The sequence below is a fragment of the Embleya sp. AB8 genome (assembly GCF_049739465.1).
Taxonomy (GTDB): Bacteria; Actinomycetota; Actinomycetes; order Streptomycetales; family Streptomycetaceae; genus Embleya.
This window is the reverse complement of record NZ_JBMHHY010000002.1, coordinates 151,541-169,360: the sequence shown is the minus strand read 5'-3', so window position 1 is coordinate 169,360 and position 17,820 is coordinate 151,541. Positions and strand designations below refer to the sequence as shown.

General features: G+C 66.7%; 20 protein-coding genes. 14 read left to right on the top strand and 6 right to left on the bottom strand.

Features of this window, described 5'->3' with window-relative positions:
* The first annotated feature begins 22 nt into the window (after positions 1 to 22).
* Complete coding sequence (locus ABIA38_RS03735; RefSeq protein ID WP_424636930.1) at positions 23 to 316, top strand: hypothetical protein; 294 nt, start codon at positions 23 to 25, stop codon at positions 314 to 316.
* Positions 317 to 698: 382 nt separating this feature from the next.
* Here ABIA38_RS03735 and ABIA38_RS03730 read toward each other — a convergent pair whose 3' ends face one another.
* Both ABIA38_RS03730 and ABIA38_RS03725 read right to left on the bottom strand, forming a co-directional pair.
* On the bottom strand, positions 699 to 1,985 hold the full coding sequence (locus tag ABIA38_RS03730; protein WP_424636929.1) for a carotenoid oxygenase family protein: 1,287 nt from the start codon (positions 1,983 to 1,985) through the stop codon (positions 699 to 701).
* 47 nt (positions 1,986 to 2,032) lie between these two features.
* The gene (locus ABIA38_RS03725; protein ID WP_424636928.1) at positions 2,033 to 2,578 is read right to left on the bottom strand and encodes a hypothetical protein; all 546 of its coding nucleotides are present in this window, start codon (positions 2,576 to 2,578) and stop codon (positions 2,033 to 2,035) included.
* Between the two features lie 97 nt (positions 2,579 to 2,675).
* Here ABIA38_RS03725 and ABIA38_RS03720 point away from each other — a divergent pair, with 97 nt between their 5' ends.
* Complete coding sequence (locus ABIA38_RS03720) at positions 2,676 to 3,197, top strand: PadR family transcriptional regulator (protein ID WP_424636927.1); 522 nt, start codon at positions 2,676 to 2,678, stop codon at positions 3,195 to 3,197.
* Positions 3,198 to 3,285: 88 nt separating this feature from the next.
* Here ABIA38_RS03720 and ABIA38_RS03715 read toward each other — a convergent pair whose 3' ends face one another.
* Positions 3,286 to 3,636: a hypothetical protein gene (locus tag ABIA38_RS03715; RefSeq protein ID WP_424636926.1), complete on the bottom strand. Its 351-nt coding sequence runs from the start codon at positions 3,634 to 3,636 to the stop codon at positions 3,286 to 3,288.
* Positions 3,637 to 3,807: 171 nt separating this feature from the next.
* Between ABIA38_RS03715 and ABIA38_RS03710 the strand changes: the two genes are divergently transcribed.
* Positions 3,808 to 4,737 (top strand): alpha/beta hydrolase, encoded by a 930-nt coding sequence (locus ABIA38_RS03710; protein WP_424636925.1) that lies wholly within the window; start codon positions 3,808 to 3,810, stop codon positions 4,735 to 4,737.
* Positions 4,738 to 4,842: 105 nt separating this feature from the next.
* Positions 4,843 to 5,133 (top strand): MTH1187 family thiamine-binding protein, encoded by a 291-nt coding sequence (locus tag ABIA38_RS03705; protein ID WP_078976209.1) that lies wholly within the window; start codon positions 4,843 to 4,845, stop codon positions 5,131 to 5,133.
* 98 nt (positions 5,134 to 5,231) lie between these two features.
* Here ABIA38_RS03705 and cspE read toward each other — a convergent pair whose 3' ends face one another.
* Positions 5,232 to 5,441, bottom strand: a complete 210-nt coding sequence (gene cspE / locus ABIA38_RS03700; RefSeq protein ID WP_424636924.1) for a transcription antiterminator/RNA stability regulator CspE — start codon at positions 5,439 to 5,441, stop codon at positions 5,232 to 5,234.
* 164 nt (positions 5,442 to 5,605) lie between these two features.
* On the opposite strand from cspE, the gene ABIA38_RS03695 reads away from it, so the two are divergent.
* The 4 genes from ABIA38_RS03695 (at position 5,606) to ABIA38_RS03680 (ending at position 9,284) form a co-directional block, all read left to right on the top strand.
* Positions 5,606 to 6,121, top strand: a complete 516-nt coding sequence (locus ABIA38_RS03695; protein ID WP_424636923.1) for a SigE family RNA polymerase sigma factor — start codon at positions 5,606 to 5,608, stop codon at positions 6,119 to 6,121.
* 78 nt (positions 6,122 to 6,199) lie between these two features.
* Positions 6,200 to 7,543: a hypothetical protein gene (locus ABIA38_RS03690; protein ID WP_424636922.1), complete on the top strand. Its 1,344-nt coding sequence runs from the start codon at positions 6,200 to 6,202 to the stop codon at positions 7,541 to 7,543.
* Positions 7,544 to 7,935: 392 nt separating this feature from the next.
* Entirely contained in the window at positions 7,936 to 8,766 is an 831-nt protein-coding gene (locus ABIA38_RS03685) for a hypothetical protein (RefSeq protein WP_424636921.1), read from the top strand.
* 38 nt (positions 8,767 to 8,804) lie between these two features.
* Positions 8,805 to 9,284 carry an RrF2 family transcriptional regulator gene (locus ABIA38_RS03680; RefSeq protein WP_424636920.1) on the top strand — a complete coding sequence of 160 codons (480 nt, stop codon included), beginning with the start codon at positions 8,805 to 8,807 and terminating at the stop codon, positions 9,282 to 9,284.
* On the opposite strand, the gene ABIA38_RS03675 is transcribed toward ABIA38_RS03680, so the two are convergent.
* Entirely contained in the window at positions 9,214 to 9,810 is a 597-nt protein-coding gene (locus tag ABIA38_RS03675) for a LysR substrate-binding domain-containing protein (RefSeq protein WP_424636919.1), read from the bottom strand. The two genes, ABIA38_RS03680 and ABIA38_RS03675, sit on opposite strands and share 71 nt — an antisense overlap.
* 180 nt (positions 9,811 to 9,990) lie before the next feature.
* Between ABIA38_RS03675 and ABIA38_RS03670 the strand changes: the two genes are divergently transcribed.
* Complete coding sequence (locus ABIA38_RS03670) at positions 9,991 to 10,995, top strand: nitrilase family protein (RefSeq protein WP_424636918.1); 1,005 nt, start codon at positions 9,991 to 9,993, stop codon at positions 10,993 to 10,995.
* Positions 10,996 to 11,145: 150 nt separating this feature from the next.
* On the opposite strand, the gene ABIA38_RS03665 is transcribed toward ABIA38_RS03670, so the two are convergent.
* A complete protein-coding gene (locus ABIA38_RS03665) occupies positions 11,146 to 12,132 on the bottom strand; it encodes a zinc-binding dehydrogenase (protein ID WP_424636917.1) in 987 nt (328 codons plus the stop codon).
* 292 nt (positions 12,133 to 12,424) lie between these two features.
* On the opposite strand from ABIA38_RS03665, the gene ABIA38_RS03660 reads away from it, so the two are divergent.
* The 5 genes from ABIA38_RS03660 to ABIA38_RS03640 all read left to right on the top strand — a co-directional run bounded on the left by ABIA38_RS03660 (position 12,425) and on the right by ABIA38_RS03640 (position 17,635).
* Positions 12,425 to 12,802 carry a type II toxin-antitoxin system RelE/ParE family toxin gene (locus ABIA38_RS03660; protein WP_424636916.1) on the top strand — a complete coding sequence of 126 codons (378 nt, stop codon included), beginning with the start codon at positions 12,425 to 12,427 and terminating at the stop codon, positions 12,800 to 12,802.
* Positions 12,803 to 12,871: 69 nt separating this feature from the next.
* The gene (locus tag ABIA38_RS03655) at positions 12,872 to 13,390 is read left to right on the top strand and encodes a helix-turn-helix domain-containing protein (protein WP_424636915.1); all 519 of its coding nucleotides are present in this window, start codon (positions 12,872 to 12,874) and stop codon (positions 13,388 to 13,390) included.
* A 1,155-nt stretch (positions 13,391 to 14,545) separates the two neighbouring features.
* Entirely contained in the window at positions 14,546 to 15,787 is a 1,242-nt protein-coding gene (locus tag ABIA38_RS03650; protein WP_424636914.1) for a DNA methyltransferase, read from the top strand.
* Entirely contained in the window at positions 15,780 to 16,919 is a 1,140-nt protein-coding gene (locus tag ABIA38_RS03645; protein WP_424636913.1) for a DUF262 domain-containing protein, read from the top strand. Before ABIA38_RS03650 ends, ABIA38_RS03645 begins: the two co-directional genes overlap by 8 nt.
* Positions 16,916 to 17,635, top strand: coding sequence for an MAE_28990/MAE_18760 family HEPN-like nuclease (locus ABIA38_RS03640; protein ID WP_424636912.1), 720 nt, complete (start codon positions 16,916 to 16,918; stop codon positions 17,633 to 17,635). Before ABIA38_RS03645 ends, ABIA38_RS03640 begins: the two co-directional genes overlap by 4 nt.
* Positions 17,636 to 17,820: the final 185 nt, after the last annotated feature.

The following is a 17,820-nucleotide window of genomic DNA, read 5'->3' as shown; positions in this document are numbered from 1 at the left end:
GGACCGGAGGGGAATCATGCACATGTCGCTGAGTGCCGTGGCCGCTGCCGCGCCCGACTACATCGTCGACTACCACGCGGCGGTGACCACCCAGACCAGCAGTGTCGGTCGCGGGGTGACCGTCGGGGTCCCGATCCTGATCATCTTCATCCTCTTCTACCTGGTCACGCACAAGAACCACAAGATCCTCGGCCTGGTGCTGGCGTTCGTGGCCGGAGTGATGTTGTCCGGCACACAGGTGGCGTCCTCGCTCTCCGAGCTGGTCGACCACTTCGTCACGGCCGGCGTCAACGCGGTCAGCGACACGTTCAGCTGAGCCGGGCCCGGCACTCGTGAACCTCCGCGAGTGGCACGGGCGATGCGACATGCGGTCGGGCGTGCGGTGGTCGTCTCGGAGGTAGTCCCCAGGACATGAGCGACCCCCTGCACGTGCTGACCTTCAATTTGCGCGGGCCGGAGAACCCGGTGCCGAACTCCTGGCGCGAGTGCTACCCGCTCGTGCTGGAGCTGCCGCGCCGCGAACACCCGCACGTGCTCGGCACCCAGGAGGGTCGCCGGCATCAACTTCGGTCGTCGGCCCCCGAGTTCACCGGTGTCGCGGTGATCGTGGTCGGCGATTTCAGCGTCGCCACCGGCACCGGCACCGGCCCTTGGACCCGGGACGGTCGTTGCCCCTTTGGCCGGCTGATCCGTACTCGTCAACCCTCGTCGGCCAGCCAGTTGCCGTGGAACCCGAACGGCACCCGGCACGGCAACCGCACCGCGGCGACCGGATCGGCGCCGAGGTCGTCCGCGGCCAACACGACCAGGTCGCTGGTGTCCTCGGCCGCGTCGTATACATACGTCAGCAGCCACCCCGGCCCGCCCGCGTGTCCGTCCGCCGGCACGAACGTCGCCTCGCCCGGGGTCCGCCCGAGACCGAAGTCGTGCGCGACCGTGCTGCCGTCGGCGAGGTCGTAGCGCACCACCGACCGCCCGGCCACGGCGAAGCCGTACCGCGCGGCGAGTCCGGTGTGCCGGTCGTCGATGCGCGGGAACTCGGCGTGCCGGTCGTCGAGTTGCTCCTCCCGTACGGTCCCCGCGAGCAGGTCGATCGTCCATCGCCACAACGTCGCCGCCGGGTCGGCCATGCCCTCGCGATAGAGGTACGGGCGGCGCATCACGTGGAGCACGATCCGGTTCGGGCCCTCGTCGTGCGCGTTGAGCGTGTGGAACACGTAGCAGGGATCGATGCCGAACCAGCGCACCGCGCCGTGCGGATCGTCGCGTCGCAGCACGCCGAGCCGCGCCCCGTAGCCCTCGTCCCACCCGTACGGCATGGTCCCGGCCCGGGCGCGGGCCAGGTCGAAGACGACCGGCAGGTCCATGAACACCACGTGCTCGGCGGTGAGGTTGAAGTCGTGCGCCATCGTGTGGCCCGGCACGTCGATGTCCCGGCTGACCACCAGTTCGCCGGCCGCGTCGGCGCGGTGGTAGGTCAGGTAGGGCGGGATTGGTGAGCCGTAGCCGAAGAAGTGCAACTCGCCGGTGGTCGGGCAGATCTTCGGGTGCGCGGTCATCGAGGTGCGCAACCGGCCGCCGAAGTCGTACGGGCCGATCGTGTCGAGCGATTCGGTGAGTCGGTACGGGTACGAACTCTCCACGAGCGCGAAGGTGTGGCCCGCGTGCCGGACCACGTGGGTGTTGGCCACGCCGACGGTCAGGTCGCGGGTGCCGTCGGCGCGATGGAGCCGGCCGCCGTCGGCGAAGCTCGCGGTGCGTATGTAGCGGTTGCGGTACCAGTCGGCCCGGCCGCCGGTCAGGTGGACCCCGTGCACCATGCCGTCGCCGAGGAACCAGTGGCCGGTCGGCGTCCGGGGGTTGGGGCCGTTGCGCAGGTAGGAACCGGTCAACTCGACGGGGAGGATGCCGTCGACGCGGAGCGCGGTCTCGGTGCGCTCCTCGGTGACGGGGGCGTGGTTGCCGGCGAGGTGGGACGGGGTCACGGTGGTGCTCCTTCGGCGGGGTGCGGGATGTGGCCGGCCGTGGTCGGTCAGGACGCGACGTGGCGGGCCTGCACGATCGCCGGGTAGCGGGCGGTGAAGATGGCCGGGACCGCGAACCCGGCGACCTGGGCGGCGATCGCCGCGGTCGTGCCGAGGTCGTCGGCCCGGACCAGGTAGATCGCCACCGCGGTGAGCGTGAAGCTGGTCGCCCATACCGCGGTGATCACCACGTTGACCCGCATGAACATCGGCAGGCCCCAGATCTCGCGCGGGGTGCCGCGGCGGGCGATCACCAGGGTGAACGGGTTGCCCACGGCGAGCGAGGCCCACGCGGTGCAGGCGAGCCAGGCGAAGGACGCGGCGCCGACGTAGCGGTGCAAGCCGGCGTCCGGCGCGGCGAACGCGATCGGGGTCAGCACCAGGAAGAACGCGGCGGTGCTGTGGGCGAGCAGGTCCACCCCGCGCCCGGCCCGGTGGTCCTGGGCGGCCGTCGCCACCGTGACCAACAGTGCGGCGAGGGCGCCCCACTGCCAGTGGGCGGAGGGGACGGCGGCGAAGACGATCCACGGCGCGAAGTTGCGGATGTAGCTCATGGCTGCTTGATCCCCCTGCTCGACCCTGCCGTGCTGACATGTCAATGATGGACCTTCCTATTTCGACATGTCAATGCAGAGTGGTAAAGTCCGAGTCATGAGCCTCCGTCACGCACTTCTCGGACTCCTCACCAGTCGGTCCGCCAGCGGCTACGACCTGTTGAAGGCGTTCGAAACGTCGCTGGCCAACGTCTGGCCCGCCACCCAGAGCCAGGTCTACGGCGAGTTGGGCAAGCTCTCCGCCGAGGGCCTGATCGACGTGACCGCCGAAGGCCCGCGCGGGCGCAAGGAATACTCGATCACCACGAACGGCCGCACCGAGCTGCGCCATTGGCTGGTCGAGGTGGAGCCGGAGCGGGTCCGGCGCAGCAGCATGTTGCTGCGGGTCTTCTTCCTCGACACCCTCGACCCGGCGGAGGCCCGGGCCTACCTCGCCGCCCAGGCCGAGGCCGCGGCGGGGATGCACGCGGGACTGCGGGCGGTCGAGGCGGATGTGCCCTGGGACGACAGTCCGCTGTCGGTCTACGGGCGGGTGGCGTTGGAGTACGGGCTGCGCCTGGCGCAGATGCAGCGCGAGTGGGCGGAGTGGGCGGCGGAGCAGGTGGCTCCGCCGGCCTGAGTCTCGATCGGTGGGTCGGTGGGTCGGTGGATTGGTGGATTGGTGGAGCCCGGGTGCCGTCGTTCGGCGGAACTCGTGCGCCATCGGGTCAGCGGAACTCGTGCACTACCTCGATCGGGCCCACGAGGTGCCGGTTGAACTCGGTCAACTCCTCGGCGGGCACCCAGAGTTCGAGGATGTCGCGGCCGCCGGCTCGGCGTACCGGGTAGCGGATCACGAACTCGGTCTCGATCCGGAACCGGGTCACGTAGCCGACCCCCGAGGCCGGTACGTTCCAATCCCGGGCGATCTTGATCGCGTAGTCCTCGTTCAGGACCGGATAGAAGATCGGCTGGTCGGGCAGCCGGGGCGGCCACGCGGTCCAGCCGGACTCGCGCACGAGGTCCAACTCGGCCGGTCCGGTCGGCCGCCACAGCGTTGTGGTGGGGATGGCGTCCATGGTCACATGGTGCGTCCGCGAGCGGCCCGGGCGGAAACGGTTTTCGCAGGTCGTGGCGGGGGCGGGGGCGGCTGTCGCGGGTGCCGCCGGTCGCGTGACTTCCGCCTCGGTTTGCCGATATCTGACGGACCGTCATAGAAGTTGGCGGCGCGCGCTGCTAGTTTCCGCGCCATGGAACACCGCATAGACCCCGAATTGCTCGCGGTCCTCCCGTCCCTGCCCACGGTCGACATCGCCGACCCGGCGGCCTTCCGCGCCGCGCAGCGGGCCCGGACGTTGCCGGTGCAGCGGCCGGCCGGCCTGCTGGTCGAGGACCGGGTGGTGGCCGGGGGCGTGCCGGTGCGGATCTACACGCCGCGGGAGGCCCGGGCGGCGGCCGGTCCGGACGGGGCGCTCGGTGTGCTGGTGTGGTTCCACGGTGGTGGTTTCGTGTTCGGCGACATCGACAGCTCGGACGGCACGTGTGTGGCCACCGCGCTCGACACGGGTTGTGTGGTGGTCAGCGTCGGATATCGGCTCGCACCCGAACACCCCTTCCCGGCGGGTTTCGAGGACGCGTGGGCGGCGCTGGGTTGGGTGGTCGGGCAGGCGGCTGCGTTCGGCGGCGATCCGGCGCGGGTCGCGGTGGGCGGGACCAGCGCGGGTGCCGGGCTGGCCGCGGCGCTGGCGCTGCGGGCGCGGGACGAGGGTGGGCCGGCGCTGGTCTACCAGGTGCTCGACACGCCCGTCCTGGACGACCGGCTCGACAGCGCGTCGATGCGCGAGTTCGAGGTGGCGCCGCTGTGGGATCGGCGGCAGGCGACGCTGAGTTGGCAGTACTACCTGGCGGGCGCCGAGGCCACCGCGTACGCCGCACCGGCTCGGGCCGAGGACGTGACGAACCTGCCCCCGGCGTACATCACCGCCAACGAACTCGACCCGCTGCGGGACGAGGCGATCGAGTACGCCGGCCGGCTGATCCGCGCCGGTGTCCCGGTGGAGCTGCACCACCGGCCGGGTACGTTCCACGGCTCGAACGCCATCCCGGTCGCCGACGTGTCGCGCCGGGCGATCGCGGACATCCGGCGGGCGCTGCGCGGGGCGCTCGGGGGTGCGGCCTAGGCCCGGCGGAGCCCGTTCGGGGCTGGGTGTCGTGGTGCCGGGCGGGGGCTTGAGGGCACGACCTAGGCTGGCCGGGTCGGTATCGGTGCTGCGGAAGGTGTTGTCGTGATCGTCGCGTTCTCGGTGTCCCCGCTCGGTGTCGGTGAAGACGTCGGGGAGGCGGTGGCGGCGGCGGTGCGGGTGGTCCGGGCCAGTGGGCTGCCGAATCGCACCGATGCCATGTTCACCTCGATCGAGGGGGAGTGGGACGAGGTGATGGCCGTGGTCAAGGAGGCCGTCGAGGCGGTCAAGGCACATTCGAACCGGGTGAGCCTGGTGCTCAAGGCGGACATCCGCGAGGGGGTCGTCGACGGGCTGACGGCCAAGGTCGAGACGATCGAGCGGTATCTGGCCTAGGGCGTGCGACGCCGGCTTTCGGATCGTTGTCGGGTGCCGTCGTGGCCACGGGTCGGCGGACCGACCTCGTGGCCACGCTCAGGCGCTGCGGACCGCCGTCAGACGGCGGCCACGTTGGCGGCGCTCGGGCCCTTCTGGCCGTCCTGAATCTCGAACTCGACCGACTGGCCCTCGGCGAGCGTCTTGAAGCCGTTGCCCTGGATCGCGCTGAAGTGCACGAAGACGTCCTTGCTGCCGTCCTCCGGGCTGATGAAGCCGAACCCCTTGGCCTCGTTGAACCACTTCACGCTCCCCTTGATCCTGGCCATCTGGTCGCCTCTCCCGAACTCCGAGTGGCGCGTGGGTACGCGCGCCTCCAGCCTGCCCAAGCCCGCGGGGCCCGGAAACCAAGTGGCTCGCGGGGGCGGGCTGTAACGCTTCGGCCGGCTCATCCCATTCCCCTGGGTGACGTCGATGAACGGGGGGATCGCAGATGACCGGCGGGACCGACGCGGACTTTCGGGAGTTCGCCGCAGGGCACGGACCCAGGCTGTTCCGTACCGCCTGCCTGCTCACCTCCGGTGACTGGCACGGCGCCGAGGACCTGCTTCAGGAGACGCTCGGCAAGCTGTTTCCGAAGTGGCGCCGGATCCGCCGGATGGATTGGCCGTTCGCCTACGCGCACACCACATTGGTCCGCACCTACCTGGAGCAGCAGCGCCGCCGCAGCGCCACCGAGCGCACCACCGACACGGTGCCCGAACAGGTGGCCCGCTCACCCGGGGATCCCGAGCTGCGGCTCACCCTCCTCGACGGGCTGGCCCGGCTCGCGCCGCCGGATCGGGCGGTGCTGGTGCTGCGCTACTGGGAGGACCGCTCGGTGGAGCAGACCGCCGACATGTTGAACCTGTCGGCCGGGGCGGTCCGGGTCCGCGCGCATCGTGCGCTGGATCGGCTCCGGGTGTTGCTCGGCGATCAATTGCCGGGGCTCGCGGTGGATCGGCCGTGAGGGCACGCCGGGGTGCTTCGACGTCTTCGCTCCTCCCCCCGCATCCATACCCATACCGAAAGGACCGGTGATCGCACCGTGGCCGCCGACGGCTTTGGTTCAACCTCTCGCGATCCGGATCGGCAAGACCCCTACCACGACACCTACTTCGAATCGGCCCTGCCCGGTGCGCTGAGCGCCGTGGTGGACACCTTCCCGCCGCACGACCCGCAGGTGATCCAGCGCGGGGTGACCCGCGGCAAGCAGATTCGGCGGGGCCGGCGGATCCGGTTCGGGGCCGCCGCCTGCGCGGTGGCGGTGACTGTGGTGGGTGGTGGGGTCGCCCTCGATCGGGGCCTGACCGACGATGCCTCGGCCGCCTCGCGCCGCACGCTTCCGGACACCGAACTGCCCACCGGGTGGCCGGTGACCGGGCCGCAGATGGTCTCCGTGCTGAAGAGCCTGCTGCCGGCCAAGGGCATGGTCGGCGAGGTGACGAGCGGGGGTTCGCAACGCACGCCCGGGGACCCGCAGCTGATTGCTCGGACCCCGTTCGCAAACCTCCTCTACACCGATTCGCGCGGCTCGTCCGGGGTGGAGGTCAGGCTGTCCCGGCCGGCCCCGGACACTCCGGATGCGCGGCTCACCGACTGTGGCGCCGTAGACGGGCGGCGGCCCTACGACGAGTGCAAGACCACGAAGCGGCCGGACGGTGCGAAGCTGACCGTGGCCAAGACCATGCTCGACGCGTGGGGGGAGCCCCGGCAGCGACAGTGGCGGGTGATCCTGGACCGCCCCGACGGCGGCCGGGTCGCGGTCAACACCTACAGCGGAGGTGTCCGAGACCAGCACATCGGTTCCGCCAAGGGCACGATCGGGATCAACGAGGACCCGCGGCTGAGCATCGAGGAACTCACCCGGATCGTGACGGACGCGCGCTGGGACCGAGCGGTCACCGCCCTCCCGGCCCCGGACAAGCGCGTGTTGTCGATCCTGGAGAGCCTGCTGCCGAGGGGGCTCAACGTCACCGCGAAGGGAGAGCCGGACTACGGGGCCACGGTCGTCATCACCGACGCGCTCGGCGTGTCGGGCGTCACGGCGAATATACGGATCACCGACGAGCCGCTCCAGACCTGCGCCGGAATCGCCGACTGCCGCACCAAGACGCTGCCCGACGGCACCACGACCTTCGCGGCCCGCCAGCCGGTGGGCAACGCGCCGCCCGAGTTCGTCCAGTGGCGCGCGGGCGTGCGATACCCCGACGGGCGCACGGTTTGGGTGGACGCGAACAACGACTCCGGCCCCAACCTGAGACTGACCGACGAGGATGTCCAGGGGGGCGTGTTCTCCGCGACGGGCCGCAGGACCCCGACCCGGGCCGAACCGGCGCTGTCCCTCGACCAGTTGGAGGCAATAGCGGCCGACCCACGCTGGACACACTGAGGCCCCGACGGGAGCGCGGCGGGGTGCGGTCGGCGGTGGCGCCGACCGCACCCTATTTTTTTTGGTTCTTACGATCCGTCGGACGGGTACTCCGAAACACGGGAAATCCGTTGTACGGGAGGGTAATCCGAGGTTCGCGCATCGGCCGAGGTCGGCCCGTGGATGCGGTTTTCCGTTGTGCGGATGTTGCGCCCTCTAGGGACCTACTAGGCCGGCCGCCCCTCCGGGGCGGCGGCCGGCCCTAGTGGGGGAGCGTCACTCGCCAGGGTGATTGACGGCAAGCGCCGTAGCACTGTGTGCTGTTCCGTGTCCGAAACGTAATTTGGCCCCCGTCGGTGCTGCAAACACCGATGCGAGGGCCTGACCACCGAACGAGGAAAGCGCCTCGCCTTATGGCTACCGCCCAGAGTATCGACGTACCGGCCCGTGTCGAGAACCCCGCCATCACCGTGTTGGCCCAATTCGGCGGCCTGACTGGTCATGCGTTCGAGGCCGCCGTGCGGTACTCGGCCGCGCCGCCGGATACTCCGCTCGACCTCGCCACCCTCCGCGAACTCCTGGACGTAGGCGGGTGTATCGCCGCCCGTGTGCTGCACGAACTCGCCGCCGCCGGCCTTGCGGTGGCCAGATACCTGCGGGACGCGGTGACCGGGCGGATGCTCGGCCGCCGGATGGAGTGGACCGGGCCGAGGGTGACCGGGGGCGCTCCCGAGGAAGCGGCGGCGCCGCCGCCCGAGGCTGCTGCCACTCCCGTGGCGGATCCTGCCGTACAGGCCCTCGAGTTGCTCGTTTCGCTGGCTGACGCGGATGACCGATTGGCGTTCAAGGAAAGGGAGTTGCGTACTCTCGTGCCGTTCGTGGTGGACCGACTGGCGGCGGGTGACGCCGAGGCCGAGGTCTTCCGCGAACTCACCGAGGACCTGCCACGACCCGGTCGCACGATCAAGACCGGCCTGCTGCACTACCGCCTCACGAAGGCCCCGAAACCGCCCATGAACCCGCCGGTGATCCCGCCCCAGGCACTCCGTCCGCGCCTGGTCGAATGTGCCGACTGTCGCCGCCCCGGCCCCGACCTGGCCCCCGGCGACCTCTGCCGCCATTGCCGCACCGGCACCATCCCCGCGCCACTCGACGGCGCGGCCCGGGCGAGACGGCTCGAACAACTCGCCGACTCGAACAACTCGCCGACTCGAACAACTCGCCGATCGGCCGATGAGGGATGACAGCGCTCCGGTTATTCTGGATGGGTAGCATCCAGCATATGCACATGAGCGAAGGCGTGGAGTGGGCGCTGCACAGCTGCCTCAACCTGGCGTGGGCGGAATCGGGCACGGCCGTCACGGCCACGAAGCTGGCCGCCTTCTACGGCCTGCCCCCCGCATACCTCAACAAGCAACTCCAAGCCCTGGCCCGCGCCGGCATCGTCACCTCGACCTCCGGCCCTCGTGGCGGTTTCCGCCTGGCCAGAGCCCTGAAGGAGATCACCCTGATGGACGTCGTAGTCGCGATCGAGGGCCCCGACCCGGCCTTCCGCTGCCAACAGATCCTGCACAACGGCCCCGACGCCGACCGCACCGCCGACTACACGACCACCTGCGCCATCGCCCAGGCGATGTCCCGGGCCGACCTGGCCTGGCGCCACGAACTGGCCAATCAGACGTTGGCCGACATCAGGGCAACGGTCGAATCCCGTTCCCCGGAAACCCCGGAACTGACCCGGGATCACCTGGCGAAGAGGTGACTTCCCGCCCGGCCCGACGGTCGCGGCGCGTCGCACGAAGCGGCCGGGTGGTCCCCGTACTCGCCACCCGCCGCAGCGGCCGTCGCGTGCGCGAGATCGTGTACGCGACGGCGAGGAAGTCGTCCCGTACCCGGGTGGCGCGCGCCGAGTCCCAGATGGCGCCGATTCGCCAGGACGCCGCGTCGGACTCGATCCGGGTCACCGCGACCGTGGGCGAGGCGATGTCGGCGGCGCCGGCCGGTAGCAGCGCGGCACCCACTCCGGCCGCGATCAGGGCCAGTACGGTCTGCAGGTCCGACGCCTCCTGTACCAACTCGGGCCGCGCGTCGAACCCGCCCTGAAACAGCTCGATCTGCCGTACCAGTCCCGGCCCCTCGGCCCGGGTGAGTCGCACCACCGGCCGCCCCCGCACCCACGCGGCGACCCCGACCGGATCGGCCGGCGGCGGATCCCGATCCGCGAGTGCCGGCCACCGCCGCCCATCCGCCGCCACCGCGACCAACGCCCGCAGCAGCCGCACGTCCATCCCGACAACCCGAAAGTCTGGCCGGCGACCCATTCCACCCAGTTATCGAAGCCCGCCGAACCTTCATTGGACGGCAGCGACACTTCACCACTCTCATGAGGAGACCAAGATCCGCGAACCCATGAGCCGGAGCCGCCGCCAATGCCGCTCGAACGCGAAGACTTCCTACGCTGCGCATCGGTGCAGTTCGAACCCCACCCGGACGACAAGCCCTACAACCTCGCCCGCGTCGAACACTTCACCCGGCAGGCCGCCGCCGAGGGCGTGCACCTCGTCGTACTCCCCGAGATGTCCCTCCTCGGCTACTGGCACCTGCGCCGGCACACCCCCGACCGCCTCCACGAACTGGCCGAGCCGCTCAACGGCCCCTCCGTCACCCAAGTGCGCGAACTCGCCATGCAATTGGGTGTAGCCACCGGCCTGGGCTTCCTGGAGTCCGACGAGCACGGAAACCTCTTCAACTCCTACGCCGTCTGCCTCCCCGACGGCCGAGTCCACTGCCACCGCAAACTCCACGCCTTCGAACACGAGTCCATCTCCAGCGGCGACCACTACACCGTCTTCGACACCCCGTGGGGCGTCCGGGTCGGCGTACTCATCTGCTGGGACAACAACCTCGTCGAAAACGTGCGAGCCACCGCACTTCTCGGCGCCTCGATCCTGCTCGCCCCCCACCAAACCGGCGGCACCGACTCCCGCAGCCCACACGGCATGCGCCCGATTCCCATGTCCCTGTGGGAGGCCCGCCACCAGGACCCCGCCGCGCTCGAAGCGGCCTTCCGCGGCGACAGCGGCCGCGCCTGGCTGCTGCGCTGGCTTCCCTCCCGAGCCCACGACAACGGCCTCGCCCTCGTCTTCAGCAACGGCGTGGGCCGCGACGACGACGAAGTCCGCACCGGCAACGCGATGATCCTCGACCCCTACGGCCGAATCCTCGCCGAAACCAGCTCTCCCGAAGACACCATGGTCACCGCCGACGTGGACCTGTCCGAAATCCCGATGTCCACCGGCCGCCGCTGGCTCAAGGGCCGCCGCCCCGACCTCTACTCGATCCTCACCGAGCACTTCGGCGACGAACGCGACCCCCGTACGGCCCGCTTCTCCACCACCCCACCCACCCTCGAACCACCGGCCGGTCGGCGCGACTCCGAGCCATCGCGAGGCCGGGCGCGGTACGACGAGTAGCGGTCGACGGCGTCCCGGAGCGAGCCCCCTTGCCGGGCGCTGATCACCGCACGGCCCTGATCACCGCGATCGCCCGAACGCCGCCGGTCCGTTCCGGCGCATTCCAGTGCATTCGGGAACCACCCGAACACGATCAACGGCCGGTCGCCATCAACGGCCGGTCGACACGACAAGCTTCCCGACCGAACGCCCCAGTTCCAGGTCGGTGTGCGCCCGGCGGATGTCGTCGATGCCGTACGTGTGCACCGGGCCCAGACTGATCCGCCCGGCGGCGATCTCGTCGAGGTAGCGCTGCAACACGTTGCCGGGCAGATCACCGCTCTCGCCGCCGTAGGCGGTCAGCCGGACGCCCTTGGGCAGGTAGCCGATGGGGTAGAAGTCGTGCACGAGCCACTGGTTGGACAACATCCCGGTGAAACAGACGGTGCCGTGTACGCGCGTGGCGGCGAGCGTGTCGGGCAGGGTCGGCGTGCCGACCAATTCCAAGGCGGCGTCGACCCCATCGGGGTACAGCGCGCGGACGGCGTCGGCGACGTTGCCGTCGTCGACCAGGACGTGGTCGACCCCCTGAGCCGCCAACACCTCCACATGTGCGGCCTTGCGCGTGGTCGAAAGCACCGTTGCCCCAAGGCCCTTGGCCAGCGCGGCGGCAGCTAGACCGACCGAGGAGGTACCGCCCCGGATCAGCAGGGTCTGTCCCGCAGCCAGGTCGAGCCCGGTGGTCAACGATCCGTACGCGGTCTGCAACGTCTCCGGAACCGCCCCGATCACCTCCCAGGGCAACCGCGACACGAACGGGATGACCTGCCCCACCGGGACCAGGGTGTACTCCGCATAGCCCCCGTCGTACGTCCGCCCCATGTTGCCCATCATGGTGACCACTTGCCGCCCGGGAACCAGCCCGGAAGCCTCATCCGCCGGGTCGACCGCGTCCACGACACCGACCGCCTCGATCCCGGGCACGCGCGGAAAGGTCACGCCCTCGGCCAACCCGAGCCGGGTATGCAACTCGGACCGATTCAGCCCGAACGCCTTCACCGCGATCCGCACCCACCCCGGTCGCGCAACCGGCATCGGCAGGTCGGTGACGACCAGGTTCTCCACCGGTCCGGGCCCACCCAGAACCACAGCCCGCATCGTCTCGACCATGACGACCACTCCGATCCCTTCCCGACGCACCAACCCGGCGCGGCCCGAAAACAGTAGCCCCGGGTTCGGCCGGCCAAACCGGGGACACCTGCTCTCGACCTCGCCGACTCGATCTGCGTGGACCTGCACAACTGACTGAACGTGCCCTACGACAGCGCGGTGCAATTCACCCGACGCCGAGACCTCAGCACCCTGGGCGACAGGCCGCAGACCATGACCACGACCCGGGCCTTCAGCAAGAACCCGCAGGCGGACAAAATTGTCCGGTGTGGTGAGTGGTGTGTTCGGGATCGAGATGGAGCCCGAGGTACGGGCATGGCTTGAAGGGCTGTCCGCAGCTCAGCGCGGAACCGTCAAACGTTTTGTCGAACGGCTGGCCAACGAGGGCGAACGTATGGGTATGCCCCGCTCCAAGCCGCTCGGCCAAGGGCTGTTCGAGCTGCGGTTCGATGTGGCGAACCGGGCGGTGCGGATCAGCTACTGGATCCGTGCGGACGCGACCGCGGTGTTCTTGACGGTGTTTCGCAAGCAGAAGATAAACGAGCACGTGCAGGTCGAGCGGGCCGGACAGGTGATGAAGACGTGCCAGAGCGAGCACTCCGGTGCGCCGGTCGCGATCATCTTCGCGGGGGAGCCGCTGGAACTGGGTGGTCGGTGACGAGCGGCCGGTGGTGGCAAACCGGGGCAACCGAAGGCAACGGACGAGACGAAGGACGGAGGCAGGACGATGAATTCGCGTGAGGCGATGCGTCGCAGGGCTGCGAAGGACGCGACCGAGCCCGTTCCCGAAACGACCCACGCGGACGCGATGACTGTGGGCGAGGTCGAGGAGTTCGACCAGGCGTATGCGGAGGCCGCGCTCGGCGACGCGATGGCCCAAGCCGTCTACGACCGCCGCATTGCACTCGGCTGGACGAAGGCGGAACTTGCCCGCCGCGCGGGGATGAACGAGCGCGTCATCCGCCGCCTCGAAGACGGCGGTCGACCGGTAACCACACCGACGCTGCTGCGTCTGGGACGGGCCCTGGGAGGGCACTTCACCGTCGCCTTGCTCAGTGACAACCCGGAGGTGACCTTCAAGTCGGCCGACCGACGGGCTACGCGGTCGACGACTCGGTCCACTCGTCGCACCCCTGCGGCCGCAACGACATGCGGAGCCCAATCTCTGCTGACCGGGCTTCCCCGCAAGCCGCGCAGCGCGACCCCTTCCGGGAATACGGTGCATCGGCTCAGGGTGGACGTGTAACGGGGCGGGACCGGACGATGCTCGGGCTGCGTCGGAGCCGACAACAATCCATCGACGTGGGGGCCGGCAGGCACGCCCGCCAGGCCCCCGACGAGCGATGTACTCGGGGCCCGGTCCACGAGATGCGCGGAGTCGTCCAATGACGAAGAAGGCCCAGGCTGCGGATCATGTCCGCGACCTGGGCCTTCGACAAAAGAGCGGGCGACGAGAATCGAACTCGCGTTCTAAGCTTGGGAAGCGCCGCTCCACCGGCCCGCAGAGATGCCCCGTGACCAGCCCTCTGTTCCGGCTGGCCTCATGGCTCGATTGCCCGCCAATGCTCGCTGATGACCGCGCGTCTCCGCCTGTTCTGGCACGCATCTGGCACGGCGAGGAGCGCAGGCCTCCCGCTTGTAGAGGTCGCCCCGCCCGAAGCGACAGCAGCGGATTCCTAGCTTGGAAGTTCCCGGGTGGTGACGCTCGGCAACCCATGCGCGGCCTGAGTTGGCACCCCGGTGACTCTCCGCCAACTTCTGACCGCCAGTACCCGTAACTACCCGCCCCTACGGGCACGTGAAGGGCACACGAGGGGCACGACACGCGCCAGGGTGCACCCGAGCCGGCCTTGTCCTCGTTCCCCAAGTGGGTGGTCGGTCTGGGGGTTCCCTCCTCGATCGGGCATGCCTGCACGGACCCGGGTTCCCGGAGGGGCGCAACGGCTCACACCGTGACGCTCGCGCTCGGCCGTTGCGCCCCTCCGGGGTTCCGGGTACGCCTCCGGTGCCCCGATCGAGGAGGGAACCCCCAGGCTCAAGACCACCCACGAACCGCAGCGTCCATGCTTGACTTCCCCCCTCCGAGAGAGGGCCGGGGTTCGGGGTGGACCCGGAGTCCACGGCTTGGCGTCCCTATGTGCGGGTCACACGCAACCTGACCAAAGCTCGGATGCGCTGCAACGCACGCTTGCAGCCAGGCTGCCGCGCAAGTGGGACTCAGTGGCTACCGTGAGGTTCCCGGCATACCGAAATCTGCCAGAGTGTGATATAGGCGATTGCTGCTCGGTGCCGCCCTAGCGTGCCTCGTAGACTGTGCTCACGCATGAACCGTTGAGCCCGAAAGAAGGACATGGACCGCCCTGCTCGTAGTCCCCTCGTAGCCGCGACGCAGGAAGCGCTCTTGCCCTTGTCAGATGTCCAGACCTCAGCCAAGAGGTCCCTTTCGCCCAAACGTCCGGCAGTAGAAAAAGTCGGACTCGCGGACGTATTTCCCTATTATGCAGGTTTTTCGTTTGATTGGGCCTGTGACAAGTTGGCTTCAGGGTCGCCAAGTGATTCCCCGATCACCGTGCTAGATCCCTGGAATGGAAGCGGTACTACAACTCTTGCAGCCCAACATCTCGGCCATAGAGCTATCGGAATCGACAGGAACCCCGTAGCCAACCTTATCGCGCGACTGAGAAGCCAAACCACTAGCCAAGGGCTCAATATTCGTGCTCCTGAGGTCGGAGTCGCGCTCCACTCTCCCCGCGACGATGATCCGCTCTGTGCCTGGTTCACGGCGACGACGGTGGAGCGGATTCGCGACTGGGTGCAGGAAATCAGGGGCAGCGGCAATGACGGATATGCATTGGGGATGATTGCGCTATTTAGGGCCATTCGGCTTATGACTCGACAGTTTGAAGGCAGTAATCCTACTTGGGTCAAGCGTGCAAAGAACGCTGAAGAAAGACTTGTAGTCTCATCCGACGATGTTGACGCGCTACTGCAAGCCGAGATTCTGTTTGTTTCGGAGCGCCTTTCGACTCAGCCTGAAGGAAGGAGCTCCGCCTTGTTGGTCACGGCCGACTCTGCGAACCTTCCCTTGCAAAGCGGGATTGCCGATGTTGTACTGACATCGCCACCATATTTGACGCGTATCGATTACGCGGTTGCCTACGTGCGTGAACTCGCTGTTTTGGGCTTTGACATCTCTGTCGATCGCAGAATTCGGCTGGAGTTGATGGGGACAACGTTGACTCGTGAAGAGAATAAGGAAGGGAAGACCTGTATTGGCGAGGCGAGCACGTCGCTTCTTGAGAAGATTGAGAAGCATGCCAGCAAGGCGTCATCTGGGTACTATCTGAAGCAGGCCCGCCAGTATCTCTCGGATCTCACGCTGGGTCTCGACGAGATCGGGCGCGTTAGCAAGGAAAATGCACGTCTGCATCTGGTTGTGCAAGATTCCTTCTATAAAGACGTACATGTTCCTCTCGCGGATATCTGCATCGACGAGTCCATTCGTCGCGGATGGACCTTGGAGTCCTGCGAGCGGTTTCCTGTGCGCAGAACACTGACTAGCTTGAACACCTCCGCTAAGGCCTACAAAAAAGGTGACGTCGACGAGTCGGTGATTACCTTCGCGAGGAGAAGTAGTGTCTGAAGACGGCTTTACCCCGGATGAGCTTATCCAGGCTGTTGATCGCAAAATTACGTCAGTGCGCACGAAGAGCAATGACTTTTCCTTCAATGAGCTTGCCGATATGTATGGATCTGCGGAACTGATCATCGACCCTGAATTTCAAAGGATGTTCAGGTGGACCGAGGGCGCACAATCCCGCTTCGTGGAGTCTTTGTTGTTGGAGCTTCCAGTGCCCCCCATCTTTCTGATTGAGCGCGAGGACAGAGTATACGAGCTAATTGATGGCTTGCAGCGAATCTCCTCCTATTTGCACTTCAGGGGAGAGTTGAGGATCGATGGTAACGTCCTGGATCCCCTTACTCTTTCGGACTGTGACATCGTTCCGGAATTGAACGGACACACGTATTCGTCGCTTCCTAGGGCTCTAGAGATTAAGATCAAGCGAAGCTATATTCGCGCGGAAGTTTTGCGTAAAGAGAGCGACCCGCGCCTCCGGTATTACATGTTCAAGCGTTTGAATACTGGAGGTGAACAGCTATCGAAACATGAAGTCAGGAACGCGACGATCCGGCTCCTGTCGAACGGCTTCAATCAGTTTATCATCGAGCTATCCAAGAACGCCGATTTTCGTTTCAGTACAGAGACTCTTACGGACAAAGCAAGAAGGGAAAAGTTCGACCAAGAGCTTGTCTTGCGATTCTTCGCATTCAAGAATGCTGGCTCTGGGTATCGTCATGACATCGCCGATTTCATGACTGACTACATGGAAGCCGTTTCCGATCCGACCGGATCGGACCGCTTTGATTACGACCACGAGAAATCAGTTTTCGAGAAGACATTTCAAGTCATCCATAAATTGGGCGACCTCACACAATTCGGCCCTCGTGTGCTGGGTACGATGGCACGAAATGGGGAACCGAGATGGCAATTTTCCGTTTATCAGTTCGAAGGTATTGTCCTGGGTCTCCAGCGCGTTCTTGATAGAGTAAATATCGATGACGCCGAACAGATGCGACGTCTTGCTGATGTTGTGAAGTCAGGAAAATCAGATACCCGATTCCTTGAGGCAACTGGCGGGGGGAAAAATGATCGCCTTTCGCTGCGAGCGCGGATGACCTTCTTCTCTGAGCGATTTACCGAGGCGCTGGGATGAACGTTGCAGAGTTGCGAGCGCAACTCGAAGAAGATATGTCTTGGCGCCTCGACGAAGTCCGGCACCTCGTCAATCTTTTGTTGCACGGCCCCGGAGAGACCGAGGTCTATTCTCTCCGGGCAATTCTTGTGATGCAGTATGCACATCTGGAAGGATTTACGAGAAACGCACTCTCCCTGTACGTTTCAGCCATTAATGCCAAACAGTTGCCAATTTGCGAATTAAAGCCAGAATTGATGGCCGCCGCACTTGCGGCCGAATTCGATAGTCTTCGCAAAACAAACAGTCTTCCGGTCTCGGAAGGTGATGGACGGTTGACTGCACGCGCACGTCAGCAGGTAGCTTTCGTGCAGAAGGTGCAGCAACTGAATGTTGGCCCCATCTCCATTGCTGCTGAGGTTGCGGTTTCAATGGAAATGAATCTGGGCTCGGATGTTCTCAAGCGCTCTTTGGTCGCTCTGGGCATCTCGATTGATAAGGTAGCTCAAGATCAATACAGTACGATCGAGTTCGTGAAGAGAGTGCGCAATGATATTGCGCATGGAAGTCGGACTGAGAGGATATCGGAAGGCTTGTTTCGGGCACACCTCAAGAAGTTCGAACAATTTATGAATGATCTATCTCGGGTGATTACTCAAGCGGCAACCGAGGAATGGTATCGATTGCATCCGCAGGGAGGACAGTTGCCTACTCCTTCGAGCGCCCTGGACTCTTAATCGAGCTACAGCTTGCCTGGCGGATCGATGCAAGGACGGCGTCACCGGTCATCGATGGATCCTTGTTGCTTCAGGGGGTGCGGGACCGGCGGTCACGCCGCAGCCCGCGCCCCCTGAAGCAACAAGTTGCTTGATCCTGTAGAGCCAAATTCGGCAATGGTCGATTGGCCGCCGTTGGCGGGTCG

What these genes read in the sequence shown, in the direction of transcription:
- ABIA38_RS03655 (WP_424636915.1), top strand. Translation starts at nt 12,872, where the DNA reads ATGAATTCGCGTGAGGCGATGCGTCGCAGGGCTGCGAAGGACGCGACC.
- ABIA38_RS03720 (WP_424636927.1), top strand. Translation starts at nt 2,676, where the DNA reads ATGAGCCTCCGTCACGCACTTCTCGGACTCCTCACCAGTCGGTCCGCC.
- ABIA38_RS03725 (WP_424636928.1), bottom strand. Translation starts at nt 2,578, where the DNA reads ATGAGCTACATCCGCAACTTCGCGCCGTGGATCGTCTTCGCCGCCGTC.
- ABIA38_RS03710 (WP_424636925.1), top strand. Translation starts at nt 3,808, where the DNA reads ATGGAACACCGCATAGACCCCGAATTGCTCGCGGTCCTCCCGTCCCTG.
- ABIA38_RS03715 (WP_424636926.1), bottom strand. Translation starts at nt 3,636, where the DNA reads ATGGACGCCATCCCCACCACAACGCTGTGGCGGCCGACCGGACCGGCC.
- cspE (WP_424636924.1), bottom strand. Translation starts at nt 5,441, where the DNA reads ATGGCCAGGATCAAGGGGAGCGTGAAGTGGTTCAACGAGGCCAAGGGG.
- ABIA38_RS03695 (WP_424636923.1), top strand. Translation starts at nt 5,606, where the DNA reads ATGACCGGCGGGACCGACGCGGACTTTCGGGAGTTCGCCGCAGGGCAC.
- ABIA38_RS03735 (WP_424636930.1), top strand. Translation starts at nt 23, where the DNA reads ATGTCGCTGAGTGCCGTGGCCGCTGCCGCGCCCGACTACATCGTCGAC.
- ABIA38_RS03680 (WP_424636920.1), top strand. Translation starts at nt 8,805, where the DNA reads ATGCACATGAGCGAAGGCGTGGAGTGGGCGCTGCACAGCTGCCTCAAC.
- ABIA38_RS03675 (WP_424636919.1), bottom strand. Translation starts at nt 9,810, where the DNA reads ATGGACGTGCGGCTGCTGCGGGCGTTGGTCGCGGTGGCGGCGGATGGG.
- ABIA38_RS03665 (WP_424636917.1), bottom strand. Translation starts at nt 12,132, where the DNA reads ATGCGGGCTGTGGTTCTGGGTGGGCCCGGACCGGTGGAGAACCTGGTC.
- ABIA38_RS03685 (WP_424636921.1), top strand. Translation starts at nt 7,936, where the DNA reads ATGGCTACCGCCCAGAGTATCGACGTACCGGCCCGTGTCGAGAACCCC.
- ABIA38_RS03640 (WP_424636912.1), top strand. Translation starts at nt 16,916, where the DNA reads ATGAACGTTGCAGAGTTGCGAGCGCAACTCGAAGAAGATATGTCTTGG.